The 21850-nt window shown below is 64.7% G+C and carries 21 protein-coding genes; 16 read left to right on the top strand and 5 right to left on the bottom strand.

Features of this window, described 5'->3' with window-relative positions; all coding sequences use genetic code 11:
- The first annotated feature begins 22 nt into the window (after positions 1 to 22).
- A complete protein-coding gene (locus HXX15_RS07010) occupies positions 23 to 775 on the top strand; it encodes a thioredoxin family protein (RefSeq protein ID WP_296514116.1) in 753 nt (250 codons plus the stop codon).
- 414 nt (positions 776 to 1189) lie between these two features.
- Positions 1190 to 1561, top strand: coding sequence for a DUF2794 domain-containing protein (locus HXX15_RS07015; protein ID WP_296514119.1), 372 nt, complete (start codon positions 1190 to 1192; stop codon positions 1559 to 1561).
- Positions 1562 to 1639: 78 nt separating this feature from the next.
- On the opposite strand, the gene HXX15_RS07020 is transcribed toward HXX15_RS07015, so the two are convergent.
- From HXX15_RS07020 to HXX15_RS07035, 4 genes are all read right to left on the bottom strand, one after another.
- Positions 1640 to 2170, bottom strand: coding sequence for a GNAT family N-acetyltransferase (locus HXX15_RS07020; protein ID WP_296514122.1), 531 nt, complete (start codon positions 2168 to 2170; stop codon positions 1640 to 1642).
- Positions 2171 to 2256: 86 nt separating this feature from the next.
- Positions 2257 to 3048, bottom strand: a complete 792-nt coding sequence (locus HXX15_RS07025) for a Bax inhibitor-1/YccA family protein (RefSeq protein ID WP_296514124.1) — start codon at positions 3046 to 3048, stop codon at positions 2257 to 2259.
- Between the two features lie 308 nt (positions 3049 to 3356).
- Positions 3357 to 5927 (bottom strand): FtsX-like permease family protein, encoded by a 2571-nt coding sequence (locus HXX15_RS07030; RefSeq protein ID WP_296514126.1) that lies wholly within the window; start codon positions 5925 to 5927, stop codon positions 3357 to 3359.
- A 3-nt stretch (positions 5928 to 5930) separates the two neighbouring features.
- Positions 5931 to 6671 carry an ABC transporter ATP-binding protein gene (locus HXX15_RS07035; protein WP_296514128.1) on the bottom strand — a complete coding sequence of 247 codons (741 nt, stop codon included), beginning with the start codon at positions 6669 to 6671 and terminating at the stop codon, positions 5931 to 5933.
- A gap of 85 nt (positions 6672 to 6756) precedes the next feature.
- Here HXX15_RS07035 and HXX15_RS07040 point away from each other — a divergent pair, with 85 nt between their 5' ends.
- The 14 genes from HXX15_RS07040 (at position 6757) to HXX15_RS07105 (ending at position 21201) form a co-directional block, all read left to right on the top strand.
- Entirely contained in the window at positions 6757 to 7374 is a 618-nt protein-coding gene (locus tag HXX15_RS07040) for an arylesterase (protein ID WP_296514881.1), read from the top strand.
- 133 nt (positions 7375 to 7507) lie between these two features.
- Entirely contained in the window at positions 7508 to 8044 is a 537-nt protein-coding gene (gene thpR, locus HXX15_RS07045; RefSeq protein ID WP_296514131.1) for an RNA 2',3'-cyclic phosphodiesterase, read from the top strand.
- 70 nt (positions 8045 to 8114) lie between these two features.
- On the top strand, positions 8115 to 9302 hold the full coding sequence (zapE, locus tag HXX15_RS07050; protein ID WP_296514134.1) for a cell division protein ZapE: 1188 nt from the start codon (positions 8115 to 8117) through the stop codon (positions 9300 to 9302).
- A 313-nt stretch (positions 9303 to 9615) separates the two neighbouring features.
- Complete coding sequence (mdh, locus tag HXX15_RS07055) at positions 9616 to 10584, top strand: malate dehydrogenase (protein ID WP_296514137.1); 969 nt, start codon at positions 9616 to 9618, stop codon at positions 10582 to 10584.
- Between the two features lie 51 nt (positions 10585 to 10635).
- On the top strand, positions 10636 to 11832 hold the full coding sequence (gene sucC, locus HXX15_RS07060; RefSeq protein WP_296514139.1) for an ADP-forming succinate--CoA ligase subunit beta: 1197 nt from the start codon (positions 10636 to 10638) through the stop codon (positions 11830 to 11832).
- A 3-nt stretch (positions 11833 to 11835) separates the two neighbouring features.
- Positions 11836 to 12315, top strand: a complete 480-nt coding sequence (locus tag HXX15_RS07065) for a DUF1579 family protein (RefSeq protein WP_296514141.1) — start codon at positions 11836 to 11838, stop codon at positions 12313 to 12315.
- Between the two features lie 35 nt (positions 12316 to 12350).
- On the top strand, positions 12351 to 13235 hold the full coding sequence (sucD, locus tag HXX15_RS07070) for a succinate--CoA ligase subunit alpha (RefSeq protein WP_296514143.1): 885 nt from the start codon (positions 12351 to 12353) through the stop codon (positions 13233 to 13235).
- Positions 13236 to 13364: 129 nt separating this feature from the next.
- Complete coding sequence (locus HXX15_RS07075) at positions 13365 to 16322, top strand: 2-oxoglutarate dehydrogenase E1 component (RefSeq protein ID WP_296514146.1); 2958 nt, start codon at positions 13365 to 13367, stop codon at positions 16320 to 16322.
- A gap of 84 nt (positions 16323 to 16406) precedes the next feature.
- Entirely contained in the window at positions 16407 to 17657 is a 1251-nt protein-coding gene (gene odhB, locus HXX15_RS07080) for a 2-oxoglutarate dehydrogenase complex dihydrolipoyllysine-residue succinyltransferase (RefSeq protein ID WP_296514148.1), read from the top strand.
- A 65-nt stretch (positions 17658 to 17722) separates the two neighbouring features.
- Entirely contained in the window at positions 17723 to 18124 is a 402-nt protein-coding gene (locus tag HXX15_RS07085) for an MAPEG family protein (RefSeq protein WP_296514151.1), read from the top strand.
- Positions 18125 to 18147: 23 nt separating this feature from the next.
- Entirely contained in the window at positions 18148 to 18894 is a 747-nt protein-coding gene (locus HXX15_RS07090; RefSeq protein ID WP_296514154.1) for an SDR family oxidoreductase, read from the top strand.
- Between the two features lie 47 nt (positions 18895 to 18941).
- Positions 18942 to 19217, top strand: a complete 276-nt coding sequence (locus HXX15_RS07095; protein WP_296514158.1) for a hypothetical protein — start codon at positions 18942 to 18944, stop codon at positions 19215 to 19217.
- 1 nt (position 19218) lies between these two features.
- A complete protein-coding gene (lpdA, locus tag HXX15_RS07100; protein ID WP_296514161.1) occupies positions 19219 to 20622 on the top strand; it encodes a dihydrolipoyl dehydrogenase in 1404 nt (467 codons plus the stop codon).
- Between the two features lie 36 nt (positions 20623 to 20658).
- Positions 20659 to 21201: a hypothetical protein gene (locus HXX15_RS07105; protein ID WP_296514163.1), complete on the top strand. Its 543-nt coding sequence runs from the start codon at positions 20659 to 20661 to the stop codon at positions 21199 to 21201.
- An 11-nt stretch (positions 21202 to 21212) separates the two neighbouring features.
- On the opposite strand, the gene HXX15_RS07110 is transcribed toward HXX15_RS07105, so the two are convergent.
- The gene (locus tag HXX15_RS07110; protein WP_296514166.1) at positions 21213 to 21803 is read right to left on the bottom strand and encodes a DUF4337 domain-containing protein; all 591 of its coding nucleotides are present in this window, start codon (positions 21801 to 21803) and stop codon (positions 21213 to 21215) included.
- Positions 21804 to 21850: the final 47 nt, after the last annotated feature.

Genomic DNA, 21850 nt, shown 5'->3' on the forward strand with positions numbered 1-21850 from the left:
TGGCAAGCGTGGCAACAAACCAATGACGAGCGTCCATGGATTTTCGCGGTGGTCGGGCACACTCGGTCTGTGCGTGATCGTCGCGATGGTCTGTCCGGCCGCTGCCGAGCCGCGCGCGGTGGTGGAACTGTTTACTTCGCAAGGCTGCTCATCGTGCCCGCCGGCCGACAAGATCATCGGCGAGTTGGCGAAAGACCCGTCGGTGATCGCGCTGAGCATGCCGATCGACTATTGGGATTATCTCGGCTGGAAGGACACCCTGGCGGATGCGCGGTTCAGCGCCCGGCAGAAGGCCTATTCGCAGATGCGCGGTGATCGCGACGTCTATACGCCGCAAGTGGTCGTCAACGGCGCCGCGCAGGTGATCGGCAGCGACCGCGCCAGCATCGACGGCGCGATCAGCGACACCAAGAAAGCCGGCGTGATGTCGGTGCCAGTGTCAATGACGCTCGACGGCAAGCAAATCACGGTTTCGGTGGCCACGGGTCACGATAGTCCCACCGCGAGCCACGGCGAAATCTGGATCTGCGCGGTGTCGACGGCGGTGCCGATCTCGATCGGCCGTGGCGAAAACCGCGGCCAACAGGTTACCTATCACAACGTGGTGCGCAACCTGCTCAAGGTCGGCGACTGGAACGGCACCGCTGGCAGCTGGTCAGTGCCGCTGGAGAACATTTCCCGCGATGGCGTCGATGCCGCGGTGGTGTATCTGCAGGACGGCAACCGCGACAGACCGGGCGCCATGCTCGGCGCCGCCTTCGCGACTCTGCACTGAATCTTTCATGATCATTTCGATTCGATGAGCGGTCGCGCCGGCGCTCTTGTCGCCAATCGTCAGAACCGCACCGCGCCACCGCCAAAAACAAAAAGGACCAACTCTCGTTGGCCCAGTATGGGGATTTGGCGCTGCGAACTGACCCGATCCCGACAACTCCGGGGGGCTGGGGGCTGAGGAATCCGGAGCCGAAAGGACCGGGTCATTGCGCAGTGATTTCTTTTTGCAATTCAGGGGGGCGGGCGATGGGCGAAAATTGGGCGGCAATAAGATTCCGCTAACATTCCCGTGACGAAGCGTTTCTGGCTGCCGCGCCCTCCGTGAACGACAATGAATCGCCTCTCCCCTGCCAAGGTCCTCTTGCAGTCGCGACCCACCGGCGCAATCATGTCGGTTGGATGACAGGAGGCGCGGATGAGTTCGATGTCCGAGGAGGCCGAGCCAAGCGAGGCTCGCGCAGCGGAGCGAGGCGCCGCTGCGGGGCCACCGCAAGCTGCGGTGACGTTCAATCGCCTCGAACTCAATCGCATTCTCAATCTCTATGGCCGGATGGTCGCCGCGGGTGAGTGGCGCGACTATGCGATCGACTTTCTGAAAGACCGAGCGGTGTTCTCGGTGTTTCGTCGAGCCTCGGAAGTGCCGATCTACCGGATCGAAAAGGACCCGAGGCTGGCGCGCAAGCAAGGCGTGTACAGCGTGATCTCCGCAAGCGGCCTGATCCTGCGCCGCGGCCACGAGCTGGAACGGGTGCTGCTGGTGATCGACCGCAAGCTGGCGCTGGTTTAGGCGACAGCCTCGTTGCTACCTCCGCAATTGCGAGGGGCGAACGAGACCCGAATGACCGCTTCTTCGATTTGAATCGGATCAGACCTCGGGCGTCGTGCTGCCGCCCTGGCCGAGCGCGCGCTGCATCATCACGGTGTCGAGCCAGCGCCCGAATTTGAATCCGACATTGGGATGGGTCCCGATCATCTGGAACCCAAGCCGCGCGTGCAGGGCGATCGAGCCGGCATTGCCGGAATCGCCGATCACCGCGATCACCTGGCGATAGCCACGGGCCTCGCATTGCGTCACCAGTTCGCGCAGTAGCTTGGTGCCGATGCCGCGGCGGTGGGTGGCGGGGTCGAGATAGACCGAATTCTCCACCGTGAAGCGATAGGCCGGCCGCGGCCGGTACGGCCCGGCATAGGCGTAACCGGCGATGCCGCCCTGCAGCGCCGCGACCAGATAGGGGAAGCCGCCGCCGGTCAGCGCCTCGAATCGCCTGGTCATTTCCGCCAGATCCGGCGGTGTCAGCTCGAACGTCGCGGTACCGAACCGAACGGCTTGTTCATAGATCGCGGTGATGGCGGCCAAGTCGGCCGCGGCGGCGGGTCTGATTTCGACGTCGGACATGGCCGTAGACTATTTTTGTCAGTCGCAAAAGAGAAGCCCCGACCGCGAGGCCGGGGCTTCTGGATCAATCGGGTCGGACGAAGCCGCTATTCCTTCTGTCCGAGCAACTGCAGCAGCAGCGTGAACAGGTTGATGAAGTTCAAATACAGCGACAGCGCCCCGGTGATCGCCGCCCGCTCGGCGATGTCGCCGCCCTGGGAGGCGTAGCCGTAGATGTAGTCGTTCTTCAGCCGCTGGGTGTCCCAGGCGGTGAGGCCCGCGAACACCAGCACGCCGATCACCGAGATCACGAAGCCCATGATGCCGCTGCCCAGGAACATGTTGACCACGCTGGCGATGATGACGCCGAACAGGCCCATGATCAGGAACGAGCCCATCCCAGTCATGTCACGCTTGGTGGTGTAGCCGTAAAGGCTCAGCGCGCCGAACGACGCCGCAGTGATGAAGAACACCTGCACGATCGAGCTGTGGGTGTAGACGAGGAAGATCGACGACAGCGAGACGCCCATCAGCGCCGAGAACGCCCAGAACAGCAATTGCGCCGTGGCGGGCTTCAGCCGGTTGATGCCGAACGAGATCACCATCACCATCGCCAGCGGCGCCAGCATGAACACCCACTTCAGCGGGCTTGCGAAAATGGCGACGCCGAACGAGGTCAGATAGACCTTGCCGATCCTGGCGGCGGCCCCGGCGGCGTCCGGTGTGACCGCGCCCATATAGATGCCGAGCGCGGCGAGTCCGGTGATCGCCAGGCCGATCGACATGTAATTGTAGATGCGCAGCATGTAGGCGCGCAGACCGGCATCGACGGCCGCGGCGTCAACGCGCCCGGCGGCCCGGCCGAAAGGAGAAGCGTAATTACGGTCTAAGTCCGACATGGTCGAAATCCCGTGGTTGTCTGGCCAAACGCAGAGGGTTTGCGCGGCCAGTTCGATCTATATCCCGGACGACGTGTTGGCCGCCATTAATTTTCGGCCATCCAGCCAGCGCCCGACCCAATCTGATATGTGGGAAACTAACACATTCCATGCAAGCATTAATGCGCGGCTGAATGTCGCTCCGCAGCAAAGGGTAAAGAGATTTCTATCGCCGCGGCCCCGGGAACCGGGGTATCGCGCCTGCAACTGCCATGTTCACCCCGGCGTCTTGACCCCCGGCGGATTGCCGCGGCCAGCACATCCGATTCTCATAGATTCCGCAGCACCGACGCCGGTTTCTGGTTCAGCGCCACCAGCGTGCCGAGCAGCCCAAGGCCGACCGTCACGATCAGGGCGGCGGCCACCACACCGGCGGCGCTGCCGGCCTGCCAGATAAAACTGAGTGTCATCAGCCGTGTGACGATCAGCCACGCCGCGACCGATCCGGCGATCACGCCGAACACCGCGGTGGCGAACCCGATCATCAGATATTCGAGCGCATAGGCCCCGAGCAGCCGCGCCCTGGTGGCGCCGAGCGTCTTCAGGATCACCGCGTCGTAGACCCGGTGACGATGGCCAGCGGCCAGCGCGCCGCCCAGCACCAGGATCGCGGAGATCAGCGTCACCGCGCTGGCGCCGCGCACCGCCAGCGCCAGATTGGTGACCACCGTGCCGATGGTTTCCAGCGCCTCGCGCACCCGTACACTGGTCACCATCGGGAACGCATCTGCCACCGCCTTAATGACGGCGGCGTCGCTGGCCGCCGTGCCGCCGGATTCGGTCAGGGTGGCGATATGGGTGTGCGGGGCGCCGCGAAATGCGTTGGGTGAGAACACCAGCACGAAATTAATGCCCAGGCTCTGCCAGTCGACGCTGCGCAGATTGCCGATGGTCGCCGGAATGTCGCGGCCGAGCACGTTGACCACCACCTCGTCGCCGATCTTGAGGCCGAGCCCGTCGGCAAGCTTCTTCTCGAACGACACCAGCGGCGGGCCGCTATAGTCCGGCCCCCACCATCGGCCTTCGACGACCTTGGAACCCTTCGGCACCTCGGCCGCATAGGTCAGGCCGCGGTCGCTCTGCAGCACCCATTCGGCATCGGTCGACGGCTTCAGATCTTCGACCTTGACGCCGCGGGCGGCGACGATCCGGCCGCGCAGCATCGGCACGTCCTCGACGGTCGAATGCGGCGCCTGCTGCTGCAGAAATGCGCCGAAACGGTCGGCCTCGGTGGCGGGGATGTCGATGAAGAAGAATGACGGCGCCTTTTCAGGCAGCGCAGCCATGAACTGCCGGCGCAGATTGCCGTCGATCTGGGTGATGGTGACCAGCACCGCCAGCCCGAGCCCGAGCGACATCACCACCGACGGCGTCAGCGCCCCCGGCCGGTGAATGTTGGCGATCGCCAGCCGCAGCATGGTGATCCGCGAGCGCGGCAGCCGGCGTGCGATCGCCATCAGGCCGGCCGCGATGCCGCGCAGCAGTCCGAACACCACGACCGAGGACAGCACGAACGCCGCGGCGACCCGCTTGTCGTAGGCCAACCCGATCACCACCGCGAGCAGCAGGGCGATCACCGCGCCCATCCAGACCAGATAGCGCAACCGAGGCCGGTGGCCTTGCAGCGTCACCGCCTCGCGAAACAACGCCGCCACCGGCACGTCGTGAACCTGCGCCAGCGGCCACAGGCCGAACGCCAACGCGGTCAGCAGACCATAGAGCAGCGACAGCGCCAGTTCGTCGAGATGCAGCGCCGGTACCACCGGCAGCGGCAGCAATTTGCCGAACAGCCCGACGATGACGAACGGCAACGACGCGCCGAGCACCAAGCCGATCAGCGATCCGATCGCCGCCAGCACGATCACCTGGGTGAGATAGATCGAAAACACGTCGCGGCCGGTAGCGCCGAGCGCCTTGAACGCCGCGATCACGTCGCGGCGGCGGTCGATATGGCTCTTCACCGCATTGGCGACCCCGACGCCGCCGACCAGCAGCGCGGCGAGGCCGACCAAAGTGAGAAACTGGGTGAAGCGAGTGATGGTGCGCTCGAGTTGCGGCGAGGCGTTGCCGCGGCTGCGGATTTCCCAGCCGGCCTGCGGCAATGCGGCGCGCGCTGCGTCGGCCAGCGCGGTCGCGGCCTTGTCGTCGGCGCTGTTGTCGGGCAGCCGGACGCGGTAGGTCCAGCGCACTAGACTGCCAGGCTGTAGCAATTGCGTGGCACGCAGCGCCTGTTCGCTGACCAGGAACCGCGGTCCGAAACCGACATTGCCGGCCAGCTTGTCGGGCTCGGCGCCGACCACGCTGCGAATCACGAAATTCGCGCTGCCGACGCTGACGCGGTCGCCGACCTTGAGATCGAGCCGCGCCAGCAGCGCGGCATCGGCGGCGGCGCCGAACACGCCGTCCTTCTCCACCAGCAGATCCGCCGCCGGCAAATCGGGATCCAGCGTCAATTTGCCCAGCATCGGATAGGCGTCGTCCACCGCCTTGATCTCGACCAGCGCCAGCCGGCCGTCCGGCGTCCGCGCCATGCCGCGCAGCGTCGCCGCCACCGAGACGGCGCCGTGCGCGCGCAGGAACGCGACCTCCTCCGGCTTGGCCTCGCGCTGGATCAGCGAGAACGCCACGTCACCGCCGAGCAGCGTGCGGCCCTCACGGGCCAGACCGGCACTGAGCGAGGCGGCGACCGAGCCGACCCCGGCGATCGCCATCACGCCCAGCGCGATGCAGGCAACAAACACATAGAAGCCGCGCAGCCCGCTGCGCATTTCGCGCAACGCATAGCGGATCGGCAATGACGCCGCGCGGCCGGGCCGCAAGGGTTCTGAGATCACGGCCATCGGCTACGCCGTCTGGACGCGAGCGAGCCCGGCGGCGGCGCCATCGATCCGTCCCGAGCGCAGCCGCACGACGCGGTCGCAGCGCTGCGCCAGCGAGGTGTCATGGGTCACCAGCACCAAAGTCATACCGCGCTCGGCGTGCTTGCTGAACAGCAAATCAACGATCTGCTTGCCGGTGGCCTCATCCAGGTTTCCGGTCGGCTCGTCCGCCACCAGGATCGCCGGATCCGGCGCCAGTGCCCGGGCCAGCGCGACGCGCTGTTGCTCGCCGCCGGATAATTGCGTCGGATAATGATGCAGCCGTTCGCCGAGCCCGACCGAGGCCAGTTCTCGCGCGGCACGCTCGGTTGCGTCGGGGTTACCGGCGAGTTCGAGCGGCACCGCGACATTCTCCAGCGCCGTCATGGTCGGGATCAGATGGAAGGATTGGAACACGATGCCGACATGGCGGCCGCGAAACCGCGCCAGCGCGTCCTCGTCGAGGGCATTGAAAGCGGTGCCGTTGACCACCACTTCACCGCTGTCGGGGCGCTCCAGCCCGGCCATCACCATCAGCAGGGTGGATTTGCCCGATCCTGACGGGCCGATCAGGCCGATCGCCTCGCCGGATGCCACGTTGAGGCTGATATCCTTGAGGATATGCACCCGCGCGGCGCCAGCGCCGAGCGAGAGATTGACGCCTGAGATGGAGATCGTGTCCGGCGCGGGGCCGGCCAATGATGAGGCTTCGATGATACTGTCCATGCTTCCCCCATATGGCACTTCCTCGGCCGTGGTCGAGGGGCTGACGCGCACGATTGCGTGGCTGCTGGTCGCAGGGGTCACGGCGATGGCCGCTGCTCCCGCGGTGGCGGATTCCGCTGCCGCCGCACCGACCAGGCCGATCAAGCTGGTGGTGCTGGGCGATTCGTTGAGCGCCGGCTACGGCCTGCCGGCTGCCGCGGCATTCCCGGTCCGGCTGCAGAAAGCCTTGAAAAGCAATGGACGAGAGACCGAGATCATCAACGCTGGAGTGTCCGGTGACACCGCCAGCGGCGGCCTTGGCCGGCTCGACTGGTCGGTGCCGGCCGATACCGAGGCGGTGATCCTTGAACTCGGCGCCAATGACGCGCTGCGCGGCACCGACCCGAAAGTCACCCGCGCCGCGCTGGACGAAATCCTCAAGCGGCTGAAATCGCGCAATATCAAGGTGCTATTGTGCGGGATGCTGGCGCCGCCGAACTACGGCGCCGATTACGCGGCGCAATTCAACGCGATCTATCCGGACCTGGCGAAAACCTATGCGGTACCCCTGTATCCATTCTTCCTGGACGGGGTCGCCACCATCGCAAATCTGAACCAGGCCGACGGCCTGCATCCGACCGCCGAAGGGGTCGACACGGTGGTCAACAACATCCTGCCCACGGTTGAAGCATTTCTCGGCACGGTCGCTGGGCAACGCAGCTGAAAACCGGGCAACCCATCATCTAGATGAGGTATTCACTGGACATTTTGGCTACCACACTTCGCTCTGTAACATATCTGCGATAGAAATTACCTGTCGTTGATTCGTTCCGTGCTCCTGCATCGAGGGTCTTGCGATGCCGCGTTTGTTCACCGGACTAGAGATCCCGGCCGAGATCGGCCAGACACTCTCCAACTTGCGCGGCGGCCTGCCGGGCGCGCGCTGGATCGACCCCGAAAATTACCACGTCACCCTGCGCTTCATCGGCGATATCGACGGCGTCACGGCGAATGAAATCGCCTCCACTTTGGTGCGAATCAACCGCAAGCCGTTCGACGTGGCGCTGCAGGGCCTGTCGAGCTTCGGCGGCAAGAAGCCGCGCGCGGTAGTCGCCTCGGTGGTGCCGAGCCGGCCGCTGATCGAATTGCAGGCCGAGCTGGAGCGGCTGATGCAGCGCTTCGGGCTCGATCCTGAAGGCCGCAAATTCGTCCCGCATGTGACGCTGGCGCGGCTGCGTGACGCCTCGAACCAGGACGTCGCCGACTATCTCTCGGTGCGCGGCTATTTCCCGACCCGGGTGTTCAAGGCCTCGCGCTTCGTGCTGTTTTCGTCGCGCGCCTCCACCGGCGGCGGGCCCTATGTGGTCGAGGCGCCCTACGAGCTGACGGCGTGAGGCCATCCGCATAGCCCCTCCGTGAATTCACGGCTTGCATTTTGTCGCGCGGTAAGGCCGTAAAGGCGGCATGTCGTCGACCCCGCCCGCCTCCTTCCGCGAACAATATCAGGCTCTCGTCTCCTCCGGCGCGATCGAGGCCGACCCGGCCCAGGCCCGTGCGGTCAGGGCCTTTGCCGACCTCGAGGCCAAGCTGGCCGGCTACAAGCCGGCGAAGAAACATGGCTTTCTCGGCCGGCTGTTCGGCGCCGAAAAGGACCAGCCGGCGCCGCGCGGGCTCTACGTCTATGGCGAGGTCGGCCGCGGCAAGACAATGCTGATGGACCTGTTTTTCGACTCCAGCCCGGTGGCACTGAAGCGCCGCGCGCATTTTCATGAATTCATGGCCGAGGCCCATGAGCGGATCTACGCCTTCCGCCAGAACATCAAGCGCGGCGAAATTCCCGATGGCGACGTCATCGCGCTGACCGCGGCGTCGATCTTCGACGAGGCTTGGCTGTTGTGCTTCGACGAATTCCACGTCACCGACATTGCCGATGCGATGATCCTGTCGCGGCTGTTCGCCAAGCTGTTCGAACTCGGCACCGTGGTGGTGGCAACCTCCAACGTCGCGCCCGACAATCTCTACAAAGGCGGGCTGAACCGGGCGCTGTTCCTGCCGTTCATTGGACTTCTGAAGGGCCGGATGGAGATCTTGCGGCTCGATGCCCGCACCGATTATCGACTTGAAAAGCTGGCCGGGATGAAGGTCTGGCTGACGCCGGCGGATCGCGAAGCCACCGCCGCGATCGACCGGGCCTGGGCGCGGATCACCGGCGGCGCGCCGGGTCATGCCCGCGACATCTCAATCAAGGGCCGTATCCTGCACGTGCCGAAATCCGACCACCATGTGGCGCGGTTTTCCTTCGCCGATCTGTGCGAGAAGCCACTGGGCGCCTCGGATTACCTGAAGCTGGCGCACGACTACCACACCATCATGATCGACCACATCCCGGTGATGCACTCCGCGGACCGCAACGCCGCCAAGCGCTTCATCACCCTGATCGACACGCTGTACGACAATGCGGTGAAGCTGATGGCCTCAGCGGAGGCCGATCCGGTGTCGCTGTATCGCGCCACCGAAGGCCATGAGGCCAACGAGTTCAAACGGACCTCGTCGCGGCTGATCGAGATGAGCTCGGAATCCTACCTGGCGCTGCCGCACGGCCGCAGCGATTCCACCGCGACCGGGTCTTCTACGGGACTGGTGGAAACGTAGGCAACGCCCACACAGCCAGTCATTCCGGGGCGCGAGCCCCTGGGCGAGCGAACCCGGAATCTCGCGACGATAATTCTGCAGCGAGATTCCGAGTTCGCTTGCAGCTTCGCTGCGCGCGCCCCGGAATGACCAGGTTTTGCACCGACGCCCGCGACTATGCGCGGATCGTCGATGCCGATCGCAGGTTTGGCCCGCCTGCCCGTCCAACAATTGGGCGCGTCGCGACTTGAACGGTCGCGGCGAAAGGGATAACCAGCCACTCAGCTTTTCCCTCCCCTTCTCCCCACCTTCGGGCTCAAAGGACAGGTTTCCCATGGCGCGCGACAAGATTGCTTTGATTGGCTCCGGCCAGATCGGCGGAACGCTGGCTCACCTCATCGGCTTGAAGGAGCTCGGCGACGTGGTGATGTTCGACATCGCCGAAGGCATCCCGCAGGGCAAATCGCTCGACATCGCGCAGTCCTCCCCGGTCGACGGCTTCGACGCGCAATTCACCGGCGCCAATTCCTACGAGGCGCTCGACAACGCCAAGGTCTGCATCGTCACCGCCGGCGTGCCGCGGAAGCCTGGCATGAGCCGCGACGATCTTCTCAGCATCAACCTCAAGGTGATGGAGCAGGTCGGAGCCGGCATCAAGAAATACGCCCCCGACGCCTTCGTGATCTGCATCACCAACCCGCTCGACGCCATGGTCTGGGCGCTGCAGAAGGCCTCCGGCATGCCGCACAAGAAGGTGGTCGGCATGGCCGGCGTGCTGGATTCGTCGCGCTTCCGCTATTTCCTCGCCGACGAATTCAACGTTTCGGTCGAGGACGTCACCGCCTTCGTGCTCGGCGGCCACGGCGATACCATGGTACCGCTGGTGAAATATTCGACCGTCGCCGGCATCCCGCTGCCCGACCTGGTCAAGATGGGCTGGACCTCGCAGGCGCGGATCGACGAGATCGTCGACCGCACCCGCAACGGCGGCGCCGAGATCGTCAACCTGCTCAAGACCGGCTCGGCGTTCTATGCGCCGGCGGCCTCCGCGATTGCGATGGCGGAAAGCTATCTGCGCGACAAGAAGCGGGTATTGCCGGTCGCGGCTTATCTCAACGGCGAATACGGCGTGAAGGACATGTATGTCGGCGTGCCGGTGGTGATCGGCGCCAAAGGCGTCGAACGCATCGTCGAGATCGAATTGACCGGCAAGGACCGCGACGCATTCGACAAGTCGGTCGCCGCGGTGCAGGGTCTGGTCGACGCCTGCAAGAAGATCGCGCCCGATCTACTCGGGCGCTGACCGCACGCTCGACCCGCCATTGTTGCCGCTGAAGATTTCGGGGATCGCCAGATGAATGTTCACGAATATCAAGCCAAGGCCGTGTTGCGCGAGTTCGGCGTGCCGGTGTCGTACGGCTTCCCGATCTTCAAGGCCGCCGAGGCCGAGCGCGCCGCCGAGCAACTCGGCGGACCGATCTGGGTGGTGAAGAGCCAGATCCACGCCGGCGGCCGCGGCAAGGGCAAGTTCATGGAAGCCTCGGCCGGCGACAAGGGCGGCGTCCGGCTCGCCAAGTCGATCGCCGAGGTCAAGCAATATGCCGGCGAAATGCTCGGCGCGACGTTGGTGACGATCCAGACCGGCCCGGCCGGCAAGCAGGTCAACCGGCTCTACATCGAGGAAGGCTCCGACATCGACAAGGAGTTCTACCTGTCACTGCTGGTCGACCGCGTCACCTCGCGGATCTCCTTCGTGGTCTCCACCGAAGGCGGCATGAACATTGAGGACGTCGCCCACGACACCCCGGAGAAGATCGTCAGCTTCTCGATCGATCCCGCCACCGGCATCATGGCGCATCACGGCCGCGCCGTCGCCAAGGCGTTGGGGCTGAAGGGCGATCTCGCCAAGCAGGCGGAAAGCCTGGTGGCGCAGCTGTATACGGCGTTCATCGCCAAGGACATGGAAATGCTGGAGATCAACCCGCTGGTGGTGACCAAGCAGGGCGATCTGAAATGCCTCGACGCCAAGATGTCGTTCGACGGCAACGCGCTGTACCGCCACATCGACATTCAGGCGCTGCGCGACGAGACCGAGGAAGACGCCAAGGAAATCGAGGCGTCGAAATACGACCTCAACTACGTCACGCTCGACGGCACCATCGGCTGCATGGTCAACGGCGCGGGTCTCGCGATGGCGACGATGGACATCATCAAGCTGTACGGCATGACGCCGGCGAACTTCCTCGACGTCGGCGGCGGCGCCAACAAGGAGAAGGTCACGGCGGCGTTCAAGATCATCACCGCGGACCCCAATGTGAAGGGCATCCTGATCAACATCTTCGGCGGCATCATGAAGTGCGACATCATCGCCGAGGGCGTTGTCGCCGCGGTCAAGGAAGTCGGCCTCAGCGTCCCGCTGGTAGTGCGTCTCGAAGGCACCAATGTCGAGGCGGGCAAGAAGATCATCCAGCATTCCGGCCTCAACGTGCTGCCCGCCGACAATCTCGACGACGCCGCGCAAAAGATCGTGAACGCCGTCAAGAAGGGCTAGGTTATGGCGCAGGACCATCTCGCCGCGCCGCAACCGCTGGAGGAGCATCGCAGGCTCGCGGCGTTCGCGGGCGAGTGGGCTGGGGAAGAGACGGTGTTTCCGTCTCGCTGGAACGCCGGCGGAACCGCCAGCTCCAAGGTTACCGCACGGATCGACCTCGACGGCTTCTATCTGATCCAGGACACGCGCCAGTTTCGCAACGGCAAGGAAAGCTTCGCCACTCACGGCGTGTTCACCTACGACCGGGACGACCGGCTCTACAAATTGTTCTGGCACGATTCGCTGGGCTACACCCCGCCGGCGCCGGCCACCGGCGGCTGGAAGGACAATATCCTGACGCTGCGGCGCGGCTCGCTGCGCGGCACCGCGCGACATGTCTATGAGATCATCGACGACAACAATTACACGCTAAAGATTCAATTCTCGCCCGACTCCGAAGGATGGGCCGACGTGCTCACGGGCATCTATCGCCGGACGACCTGATCCCTTCCCGACCGACTGCGAAAGCATCACCGACCATGGCCATCCTGATCGACAACAACACCAAAGTCATTTGCCAGGGCTTCACCGGCAAGAACGGCACCTTCCATTCCGAGGCCGCGATGGCCTACGGCACCAAAATGGTCGGCGGCACCTCGCCCGGCAAAGGCGGCTCGACCCATCTCGGGCTGCCGGTGTTCGACACCGTGGCCGAGGCCAGGGACCGGACCGGCGCCGACGCCTCGGTGATCTATGTGCCGCCGCCGGGCGCCGCCGACGCGATCTGCGAGGCGATCGATGCCGAGATCCCGCTTATCGTTTGCATCACCGAGGGCATTCCGGTGCTCGACATGGTGCGGGTGAAGCGCTCGCTGCAAGGCTCGAAGTCGCGGCTGATCGGGCCTAACTGCCCCGGCGTGATGACCGCAGGCGAATGCAAGATCGGCATCATGCCGGCCAACATCTTCAAGCCGGGCTCGGTCGGCATCGTGTCGCGCTCCGGCACACTGACCTATGAGGCGGTATTCCAGACCACTAGCGAAGGCCTCGGCCAGACCACTGCGGTCGGCATCGGCGGCGATCCGGTCAAGGGCACCGAGTTCATCGACGTTCTGGAGATGTTCCTGGCCGACCCCAAAACCTTGTCGATCGTCATGATCGGCGAGATCGGCGGCTCGGCCGAGGAGGACGCCGCCCAGTTCCTGATCGACGAGGCCAAGCGCGGCCGATCCAAGCCGATGGTCGGTTTCATCGCCGGTGTCACCGCGCCTCCCGGCCGCCGCATGGGCCATGCCGGCGCGATCATCTCGGGCGGCAAGGGAGATGCCGGCTCGAAGACCGCAGCGATGGAAGCCGCCGGCATCGTGGTCTCGCCCTCGCCGGCCCGGCTCGGAAAGACCCTTGCCGAAAAATTGAAGTCTTAGTTCAGACCTTGTTTCTTTACCGGCTTACATTTCTCGAAATTCAGGTATTAAGGTGCACTATGTTGCTGATCCGGTAACCGGATCAGCCGTCGCCGTATCCGACGCGACACTCATTATCAGGACGCAATCATGTCTCGCCAGGACGCGAATGCCGCTTTTGCCCTCTCCTCGTTTCTGCAGGGCGCCAATGCCAGCTATATCGACGACCTCTATGCCCGATACGAAAGCGAGCCCGGCTCGGTCGACGCCGAATGGCAGGAGTTTTTCAAGAGCCTGAAAGACCCGCCGGCGGACGTCCAGAAGAACGCCGAGGGACCGTCCTGGTCGCAGGCCAACTGGCCGCTGACGCCGCGCGACGATCTCACCTCTGCGCTCGACGGCAATTGGGCGCAGGTCGAAAAGGCGATCGGCAGCAAGATCGCCGCGAAGGCGAAGACCAAGGGCGCCGAGCCGGCGACGGTCGATGTCAACCAGGCGACGCGGGATTCAGTTCGCGCCTTGATGCTGATTCGCGCCTACCGGATGCGCGGCCATTTTCACGCCAAGCTCGATCCGCTCGGATTGGAACCGGCGCGCGACCACGAGGAACTCGATCCCCGCAGCTATGGCTTCACCGAGGCCGATCTCGACCGCAGGATCTTTCTCGATCACGTGCTGGGGCTGGAATACGGCACCTTGCGCGAAATCGTCGCGATCTGCGAGCGGACTTATTGCCAGACCATGGGCATCGAGTTTCTGCACATCTCCAACGGCGCGCAGAAGAGCTGGATCCAGGAACGGATCGAAGGCCCGGACAAGGAGATCAGCTTCACCCGTGAGGGTCGCCGCGCGATCCTGATGAAGCTGATCGAGGCCGAGGGCTTCGAGAAGTTCTGCGACCTGAAATTCACCGGCACCAAGCGGTTCGGGCTGGACGGCGGCGAGTCGCTGATCCCGGCGCTGGAGCAGATCATCAAGCGCGGCGGCAATCTCGGCGTCCGCGAGATCGTGCTCGGGATGCCACATCGCGGCCGGCTCAACGTGCTGACGCAAGTCATGGGCAAGCCGCATCGCGCGCTGTTCCACGAGTTCAAGGGCGGTTCCGCCAATCCCGACGAGGTCGAGGGCTCCGGCGACGTCAAATATCATCTCGGCGCCTCGTCGGACCGCGAGTTCGACCACAACAAGGTGCATCTGTCGCTCACCGCCAACCCCTCGCATCTGGAAATCGTCGATCCGGTGGTGCTCGGAAAAGTCCGCGCCAAGCAGGATCAGCATGGCGACCTGCCGGAAGAGCGCGTCTCGGTGCTGCCGCTGCTGATGCACGGCGACGCCGCCTTCGCCGGCCAGGGCGTGGTGGCGGAATGTTTCGGATTGTCCGACCTGAAGGGTTACCGCACCGGCGGCTCGATCCATTTCATCGTCAACAACCAGATCGGCTTCACCACCTATCCGCGCTATTCGCGGTCCTCGCCCTATCCGTCCGACGTCGCCAAGATGATCGACGCGCCGATTTTCCATGTAAACGGCGACGATCCGGAAGCGGTGGTGTTCGCCGCCAAAATCGCGGTCGAGTTCCGGCAGAAATTCCACAAGCCAGTCGTGATCGACATGTTCTGCTACCGCAGGCATGGCCACAACGAGGGCGACGAGCCGGCCTTCACCCAGCCGATGATGTACCGCAAGATCGCGGCCCATCCCACGACGCTGGAGATCTATTCCAAGCGGCTGATCGCCGACGGCGTGATGACCGAGGGCGAGATCGACAAGGCCAAGGCCGACTGGCGCGCCCGGCTCGACGCCGAGCTCGAGGCCGGCACCGGCTATCGGCCCAACAAGGCCGACTGGCTCGACGGCAAATGGGCCGGCTTCAAATCCGCCGACCAGGAAGAGGATCCGCGCCGCGGCATCACCGGCATCGATGTCGGCGTGCTGAAGGAGGTCGGCCGCAAGATCACCAAGGTCCCCGAGGGTTTCCGGCTTCACCGCACCGTCCATCGCTATCTGGAGAACCGCGCCAAGGCGATCGACTCCGGCGTCGGGATCGACTGGGCCACCGGCGAAGCTTTGGCGTTCTGCACCCTGCTGCAGGAGGGCCACCGGGTCCGACTGTCCGGCCAGGACTCCGAACGCGGCACCTTCTCGCAGCGGCATTCGGTACTGTTCGACCAGGAGGATGAGACCCGCTACACGCCGTTCAATCATCTCGGCCCCGAGCAGGGCCACTATGAGGTGATCAACTCATTGCTGTCGGAAGAAGCCGTGCTCGGCTTCGAATATGGCTATACGCTGGCGGAACCGAACGCGCTGACGATCTGGGAGGCGCAGTTCGGCGACTTCGCCAACGGCGCGCAGGTGCTGTTCGATCAGTTCATCTCCTCGGGCGAACGCAAATGGCTGCGGATGTCGGGACTGGTCTGCATGCTGCCGCATGGCTATGAGGGCCAGGGTCCGGAGCATTCCTCGGCACGGCTCGAGCGCTTCCTGCAGATGTGCGCAGAAGACAACATGCAGGTGGTGCACGCCACCACCCCGGCCAACTTCTTCCACGTGCTGCGACGCCAGCTCAAGCGCGAGATCCGCAAGCCGCTAATCCTGATGACGCCGAAGTCGCTGCTACGCCACAAGCGCGCGGTATCGCGGCTCGACGAGCTCGGCGCCGACACCACCTTCCACCGCATCCTGTACGACGACGCGGCGATGCTGCCCGACGAGAAGATCAAGCTGGTCGCCGACGACAAGATCCGCCGCGTCGTGCTGTGCTCCGGCAAGGTCTATTACGATCTCTATGAGGAGCGCGAAAAGCGCGGTACCGACGACATCTATCTACTGCGGGTCGAACAGCTCTATCCGGTGCCGCTGAAGGCGCTGGTGCAGGAACTGTCGCGCTTCAAGAAGGCCGAGATCGTCTGGTGCCAGGAAGAGCCGCGCAACATGGGCGCGTGGCACTTCATCGAGCCGTATCTGGAATGGGTGCTGAATCAGGTCGGCGCGCCGAACCGGCGTCCGCGCTATGCCGGCCGCGCTGCGTCGGCGGCGACCGCCACCGGCCTGATGTCGAAGCATCTGGCCCAGCTCAAGGCCTTGCTGGACGAGGCCCTGCGCTGACCGTCGCGCCACCGGTTTTGTTCGAAAAAGCGATCAGACGCGGATCGCCGGCAAGGCCGGCGACGCCGCAAGAGGGAAGAAGCAATGACTGAAATTCGCGTTCCAACGCTCGGCGAGTCAGTGACCGAAGCCACCATCGGCCGCTGGTTCAAGAAGGCCGGCGATGCCGTCGCGGTCGACGAGCCGTTGGTCGAACTGGAGACCGACAAGGTCACCATCGAAGTGCCGGCGCCCTCCGCCGGCACGCTCGGCGAGATCATAGCCAAGGACGGCGAAACCGTCGCGGTCGGCGCGCTGCTCGGGCAGATCTCGGACGGCGTCGCCGGCAAGGTCGCCGCCGCCCCCAGCAAGGCCGCCGCGCCGGCTGCTGCTCCCGCTGCCGCGCCCCCCGCCGCGGCGCCGTCGGCGCCCACTGCGAAAGCTGCACCGGCCGATACGCCGCAAGCGCCGTCGGTGCGACGGATTTCCGCGGAAAGCGGGATCGACGCCGCCACCGTGCCGGGCTCCGGCAAGGACGGCCGTGTCACCAAGGGCGACATGCTGGCGGCGATCGAAAAGGCCGCCTCGGCCCCGACCCCGGTGAACCAGCCCGCCGCCGCGGTGCAGGTCCGCGCACCCTCGCCGGCCGACGACGCCGCGCGCGAAGAGCGCGTCAAGATGACCCGGCTGCGCCAGACTATCGCGCGCCGGCTCAAGGAAGTTCAGAACACCGCTGCGATGCTGACGACCTTCAACGAGGTCGACATGAGCCACATCATGGCGATGCGAACGCAATACAAGGACGTGTTCGAGAAGAAGCACGGCGCCAAGCTCGGCTTCATGGGCTTCTTCACCAAGGCCTGCGTACAGGCGCTGAAGGACATCCCGGCTGCCAATGCCGAGATCGACGGCACTGACCTGATCTACAAGAACTACTACCACGTCGGCGTCGCCGTCGGCACCGACAAGGGCCTGGTGGTGCCGGTGGTGCGCGACTGCGATCAGAAGTCGATCGCCGAGATCGAGAAGAGCATCGCCGATTTCGGCCGCCGCGCCCGCGACGGCCAGCTCAAGATCGACGAGATGCAGGGCGGCACGTTCACCATCACCAATGGCGGGATCTACGGCTCGCTGATGTCGACCCCGATCCTGAACGCGCCGCAATCGGCGATCCTCGGCATGCACAAGATCCAGGAACGTCCCGTGGCGATCGCCGGCAAGGTCGAGATCCGACCGATGATGTATCTGGCGCTGAGCTACGACCACCGCGTGATCGACGGCAAGGAAGCGGTGACCTTCCTGGTCCGCGTCAAGGAAAGCCTGGAAGACCCGGCGCGGCTGGTACTGGACCTATGACGCCGGCTTGATGCTGGCCGTTGATGTTCGGCGGCGCGGCCGCCGGTGCTGCTGGGGGGAGCGCGATGCAGCCACTGCCGACTGAAATCACCGTGCTGGGCTGGAGCGTGGTGCTGCTGATCGCACAGATGTTCCTGGCCTCGGTGCCTGTCACCAAGGAGCTCGGCGGTCTGTATCAGGCCGGCCCGCGCGACGAGGGCAAGGCGGCGCGCGGGCGATTCGCCGGACGCGCCGGGCGCGCGTTTCGCAATCTGCTGGAAACCTATCCGGTGTTCGTGGCGCTGGCACTGGCGCTCGCCGTCACCGGTCGCACCGGTGGCTGGGGCGCGCTCGGCGCCGAGATCTGGCTGGTGGCGCGGATTCTCTATGTGCCGGCCTACCTGATTCATTTTCCGTTCGCGCGCACGTTCGTGTGGTTCGTGTCGCTGCTGGCACTGATCGCGATGCTGGTGCGGCTTCTGAGCTAGACCTGGATGGAGGGATGCATTCCTTGACCGACCGCGTTGTCATCGTCACCGGCGGAAGTCGCGGCATCGGCCGGGCGACCGCGATCGCCGCCGCGGGCCGCGGTTTCCGGGTCGTCGTCGGCTATGCCAGCAATGCCGCCGCGGCAGGAGAAGTGGTCGCCAAGATCGAGGCCAGCAACGGCAAGGCGATAGCAGTGAAATGCGATGTCGGCAGCGAGGATGACATCATTGCCCTGTTCAAGGCGGCGGACGCGTTCGGCACGCTCGGCGCGCTGGTCAACAATGCCGGGATCGTCGGCCCGACCTCGCGGGTCGACGAGATGTCGGCCGAGCGAATCCAGCGCATGATGGCGGTCAACGTCACCGGCAGCATTCTGTGCGCCCGCGAGGCGGTGAAGCGGATGTCGACCCGGCACGGCGGCAACGGCGGCGTCATCATCAACCTGTCGTCGGTTGCCGCCAAGCTCGGCTCGCCCAACACCTATGTCGACTACGCCGCCTCGAAAGGCGCGATCGATTCCTTCACTGTCGGTCTGGGCCACGAGGTCGCCGGCGAAGGCATCCGGGTCGCGGCGATCCGCCCCGGACTGATCGACACCGAAATCCACGCCTCGGGCGGCGAGCCGGATCGCGCCCACCGACTCAGCCACATGGTGCCGATGAAGCGCGTCGGCACCGCCGACGAAATCGCCAACGCCATTGTCTGGCTGCTGTCCGACGAGGCGAGCTACGTCACCTCGGCGATTCTCGACGTTTCGGGCGGGCGTTAGGGTGATATGCTGTTGGCCATTGCGATTACCGTCATTGGGGAGCGGACATGGCCGACGAAATCGATCTGAGATTTCTGGGCGAACAGATCAAGCGCCTGCAGGGCGACGTCAGGCTGGTCAAGACTGAGATGGCGCAGATGCGTGCCGACAACGTCAAGGTCAACAGCGATGTGGTGGCGCTCAGCGCCGCGCTGAGCCGCATGGAAGGACAGCTCGACGCCTTTCGTGAATCGGTCGGTGACCGGTTCGATCAGCAAGTCGAACTGATCAAATCCAGCTTTCGCGCGCTTTCGGAAGACATTCAAACCATAAAGAAGTCCTGACATGCCCTCCTACGATCTCGTTATCATCGGCACCGGCCCCGGCGGCTATGTCTGCGCGATCCGCGCGGCGCAACTCGGCCTCAAGGTCGCGGTGGTGGAGAAGCAGCCGACGCTCGGCGGTACTTGCCTCAACATCGGCTGCATGCCCTCGAAGGCGCTGCTCTATGCGTCGGAAATGTTCGAAGAAGCCGGGCACTCCTTCGCCAAGATGGGAATCACGGTGGCGGCACCGAAGCTCGACCTACCGGCGATGATGGCCTTCAAGCAGCAGGGCATCGACGGCAACACCAAGGGCGTCGAGTTCCTGATGAAGAAGAACAAGATCGACGTGATCCACGGCAAGGGCAAGCTGCTCGGCGCCGGCAAGGTCGAGGTCGCAGGCGCCGACGGCAAGTCCCAGACCGTCGAGGCCAAGAACATCGTGATCGCCACCGGCTCGGACGTCGCGCGACTGAAGGGCATCGAAATCGACGAGAAGCGGATCGTGTCGTCGACCGGCGCGTTGTCGCTGGACAAGGTGCCGGAGAAACTGATCGTGGTCGGCGCCGGCGTGATCGGGCTCGAGCTCGGTTCGGTGTGGCGACGGCTCGGCGCCCAGGTTACCGTGGTGGAATTTCTCGACCGCATCCTGCCCGGCATGGACGGCGAGGTGGTCAAGCAATTCCAGCGCATCCTGGAGAAGCAGGGTTTTGTCTTCAAGCTCGGCGCCAAGGTCACCAGCATCGACAGCTCAGCGGCAAAACTGAAGGTCCAGGTCGAGGCCGCCGCTGGCGGCAATCCGGAAGCGCTGGAGGCCGACGTGGTACTGGTCGCAATCGGGCGCGTCCCCTACACCAGCGGCCTTGGCCTGACCGAAGCCGGCGTCGCGCTCGACGAGCGCGGCCGGATCAAGATCGACGGTCATTTCGCCTCCAGCGTGAAGGGCATCTACGCGATCGGCGACGTCGTGCGCGGCCCGATGCTGGCGCACAAGGCCGAGGACGAGGGCGTCGCGGTCGCGGAGATCCTCGCCGGCAAGGCCGGGCACGTGAACTACGACGTCATCCCCGGCGTGGTCTACACCACGCCGGAAGTCTCCTCGGTCGGAAAGACCGAAGAGGAACTGAAAGAGGCAGGCGTGGCCTACACCGTCGGCAAGTTTCCGTTCACCGCCAATGGCCGCTCCAAGGTCAACCAGACCACCGACGGCTTTGTGAAGATTCTCGCCGACGCCAAGACCGACCGCGTGCTTGGCGTGCATATCGTCGGCCGCGAGGCTGGCGAGATGATCCATGAGGCCGCGGTGCTGATGGAATTCGGCGGCTCCGCGGAAGACTTGGCGCGCACCTGCCACGCCCATCCGACCCGGTCCGAGGCGGTCAAGGAAGCCGCGCTTGCGGTCGGCAAGCGCGCGATCCATATGTAATGCAGCCCCGGCTTCGTCCGGATCCGGACGAGGCCGATGATGCGACGCCTGCTCCAGCCGCTGTGGTTTCTACTCGCCGTCGCGTTCCTGATCGAGGCCTGGTTCTGGGACCACCTCGAGCCGGTGGTCGAGCGCATCGTCGCGCTGATCCCGCTCCGCGAATTCAAGCTCTGGCTGGAGCGGCGGATCGAAAGCCTGTCGCCGGCGGCGACGCTGGTGGTGTTCCTGGTCCCGGTGGCGCCGCTCTATCCGCTGAAACTGTTCGCGCTAGCGCTGATCGCGCAGCAGCACTGGATCGCCGGGCTCGCGATCTTCGCCTTTGCGCAAGTGGTCGGGCTCGGCATTGCCGCCTTCATCTTCGATCTGACCAAGCCGAAACTGCTGCAGATGCGCTGGTTCGCCGCAATGTACCGCTGGGTGATCGAGCTGCGCGCCAAAGCGCACGCCTATGTCGCGCCGATCATGGCGGCCATCAGAATCCGGATGCGGGAAGCGCTCGGCCGCAAAGGTGGCGGCTGGGGGGCGCGAACGCTGCGACTGATGCAACGCTTCCGTAAGCGCGTGCAGCAGTCGCGGTAACCTTTCGTCCGTTACATCAGATGCACGGCGTGCGGCGCAAACAGCCCGATCGCGGTGAACGCCAGCCCGGTGACCGCCAGCAGGCCGGAAATCCAGGCCAGCGCAATCATCCCGGTAATGATGGTCGCCGATGCCAGCACAATGCCGATCTGGAACGCGGCTGAAGCCACTTCGTAATGATGGTACCGCGCCATCGCCAGATCGCGATCGTGCTCAGCGTGCTTGGCGCGCTCGGCGAGCTGCTCGGAGCCCTCTCCGGTCTCCGGCTCAGAGCGGTAGCGCGCCGCGGTCTTGGCCCATTCATCAATCTGCTTCGCCAGCGCGGCCTTGGCAGCATCATCGCCCATCACGCCAAGGCTCAGCTTGGCCTGATCGGAGGTCGCCTGCACCACGGTGCGGCGGATGCTCTTGGCCTGAAAGAACGCCCACAGGTTCGAGGCCTCGACGTTCTTCGAAATCGATTCGGTCTGCGCGCCCTTGCCGAGTGTTTCCGACAGCGCCAGGAACAGCGCGATCACCGCGATCAGCAGCGCGATCTTCTTGTTCGAGCCCGATGCGTGTTCCGCATGCTCGGCGTGCTCCATACTCTCGTGCGCGCTCATCTCGTGCTCCCTTTGTAACAAAACGGTCATGCCCGGGTCGCCCCTGG

The sequence above is a fragment of the Rhodopseudomonas sp. genome (assembly GCF_013377015.1).
In the GTDB taxonomy this organism is placed as follows: Bacteria; Pseudomonadota; Alphaproteobacteria; order Rhizobiales; family Xanthobacteraceae; genus JARJEH01.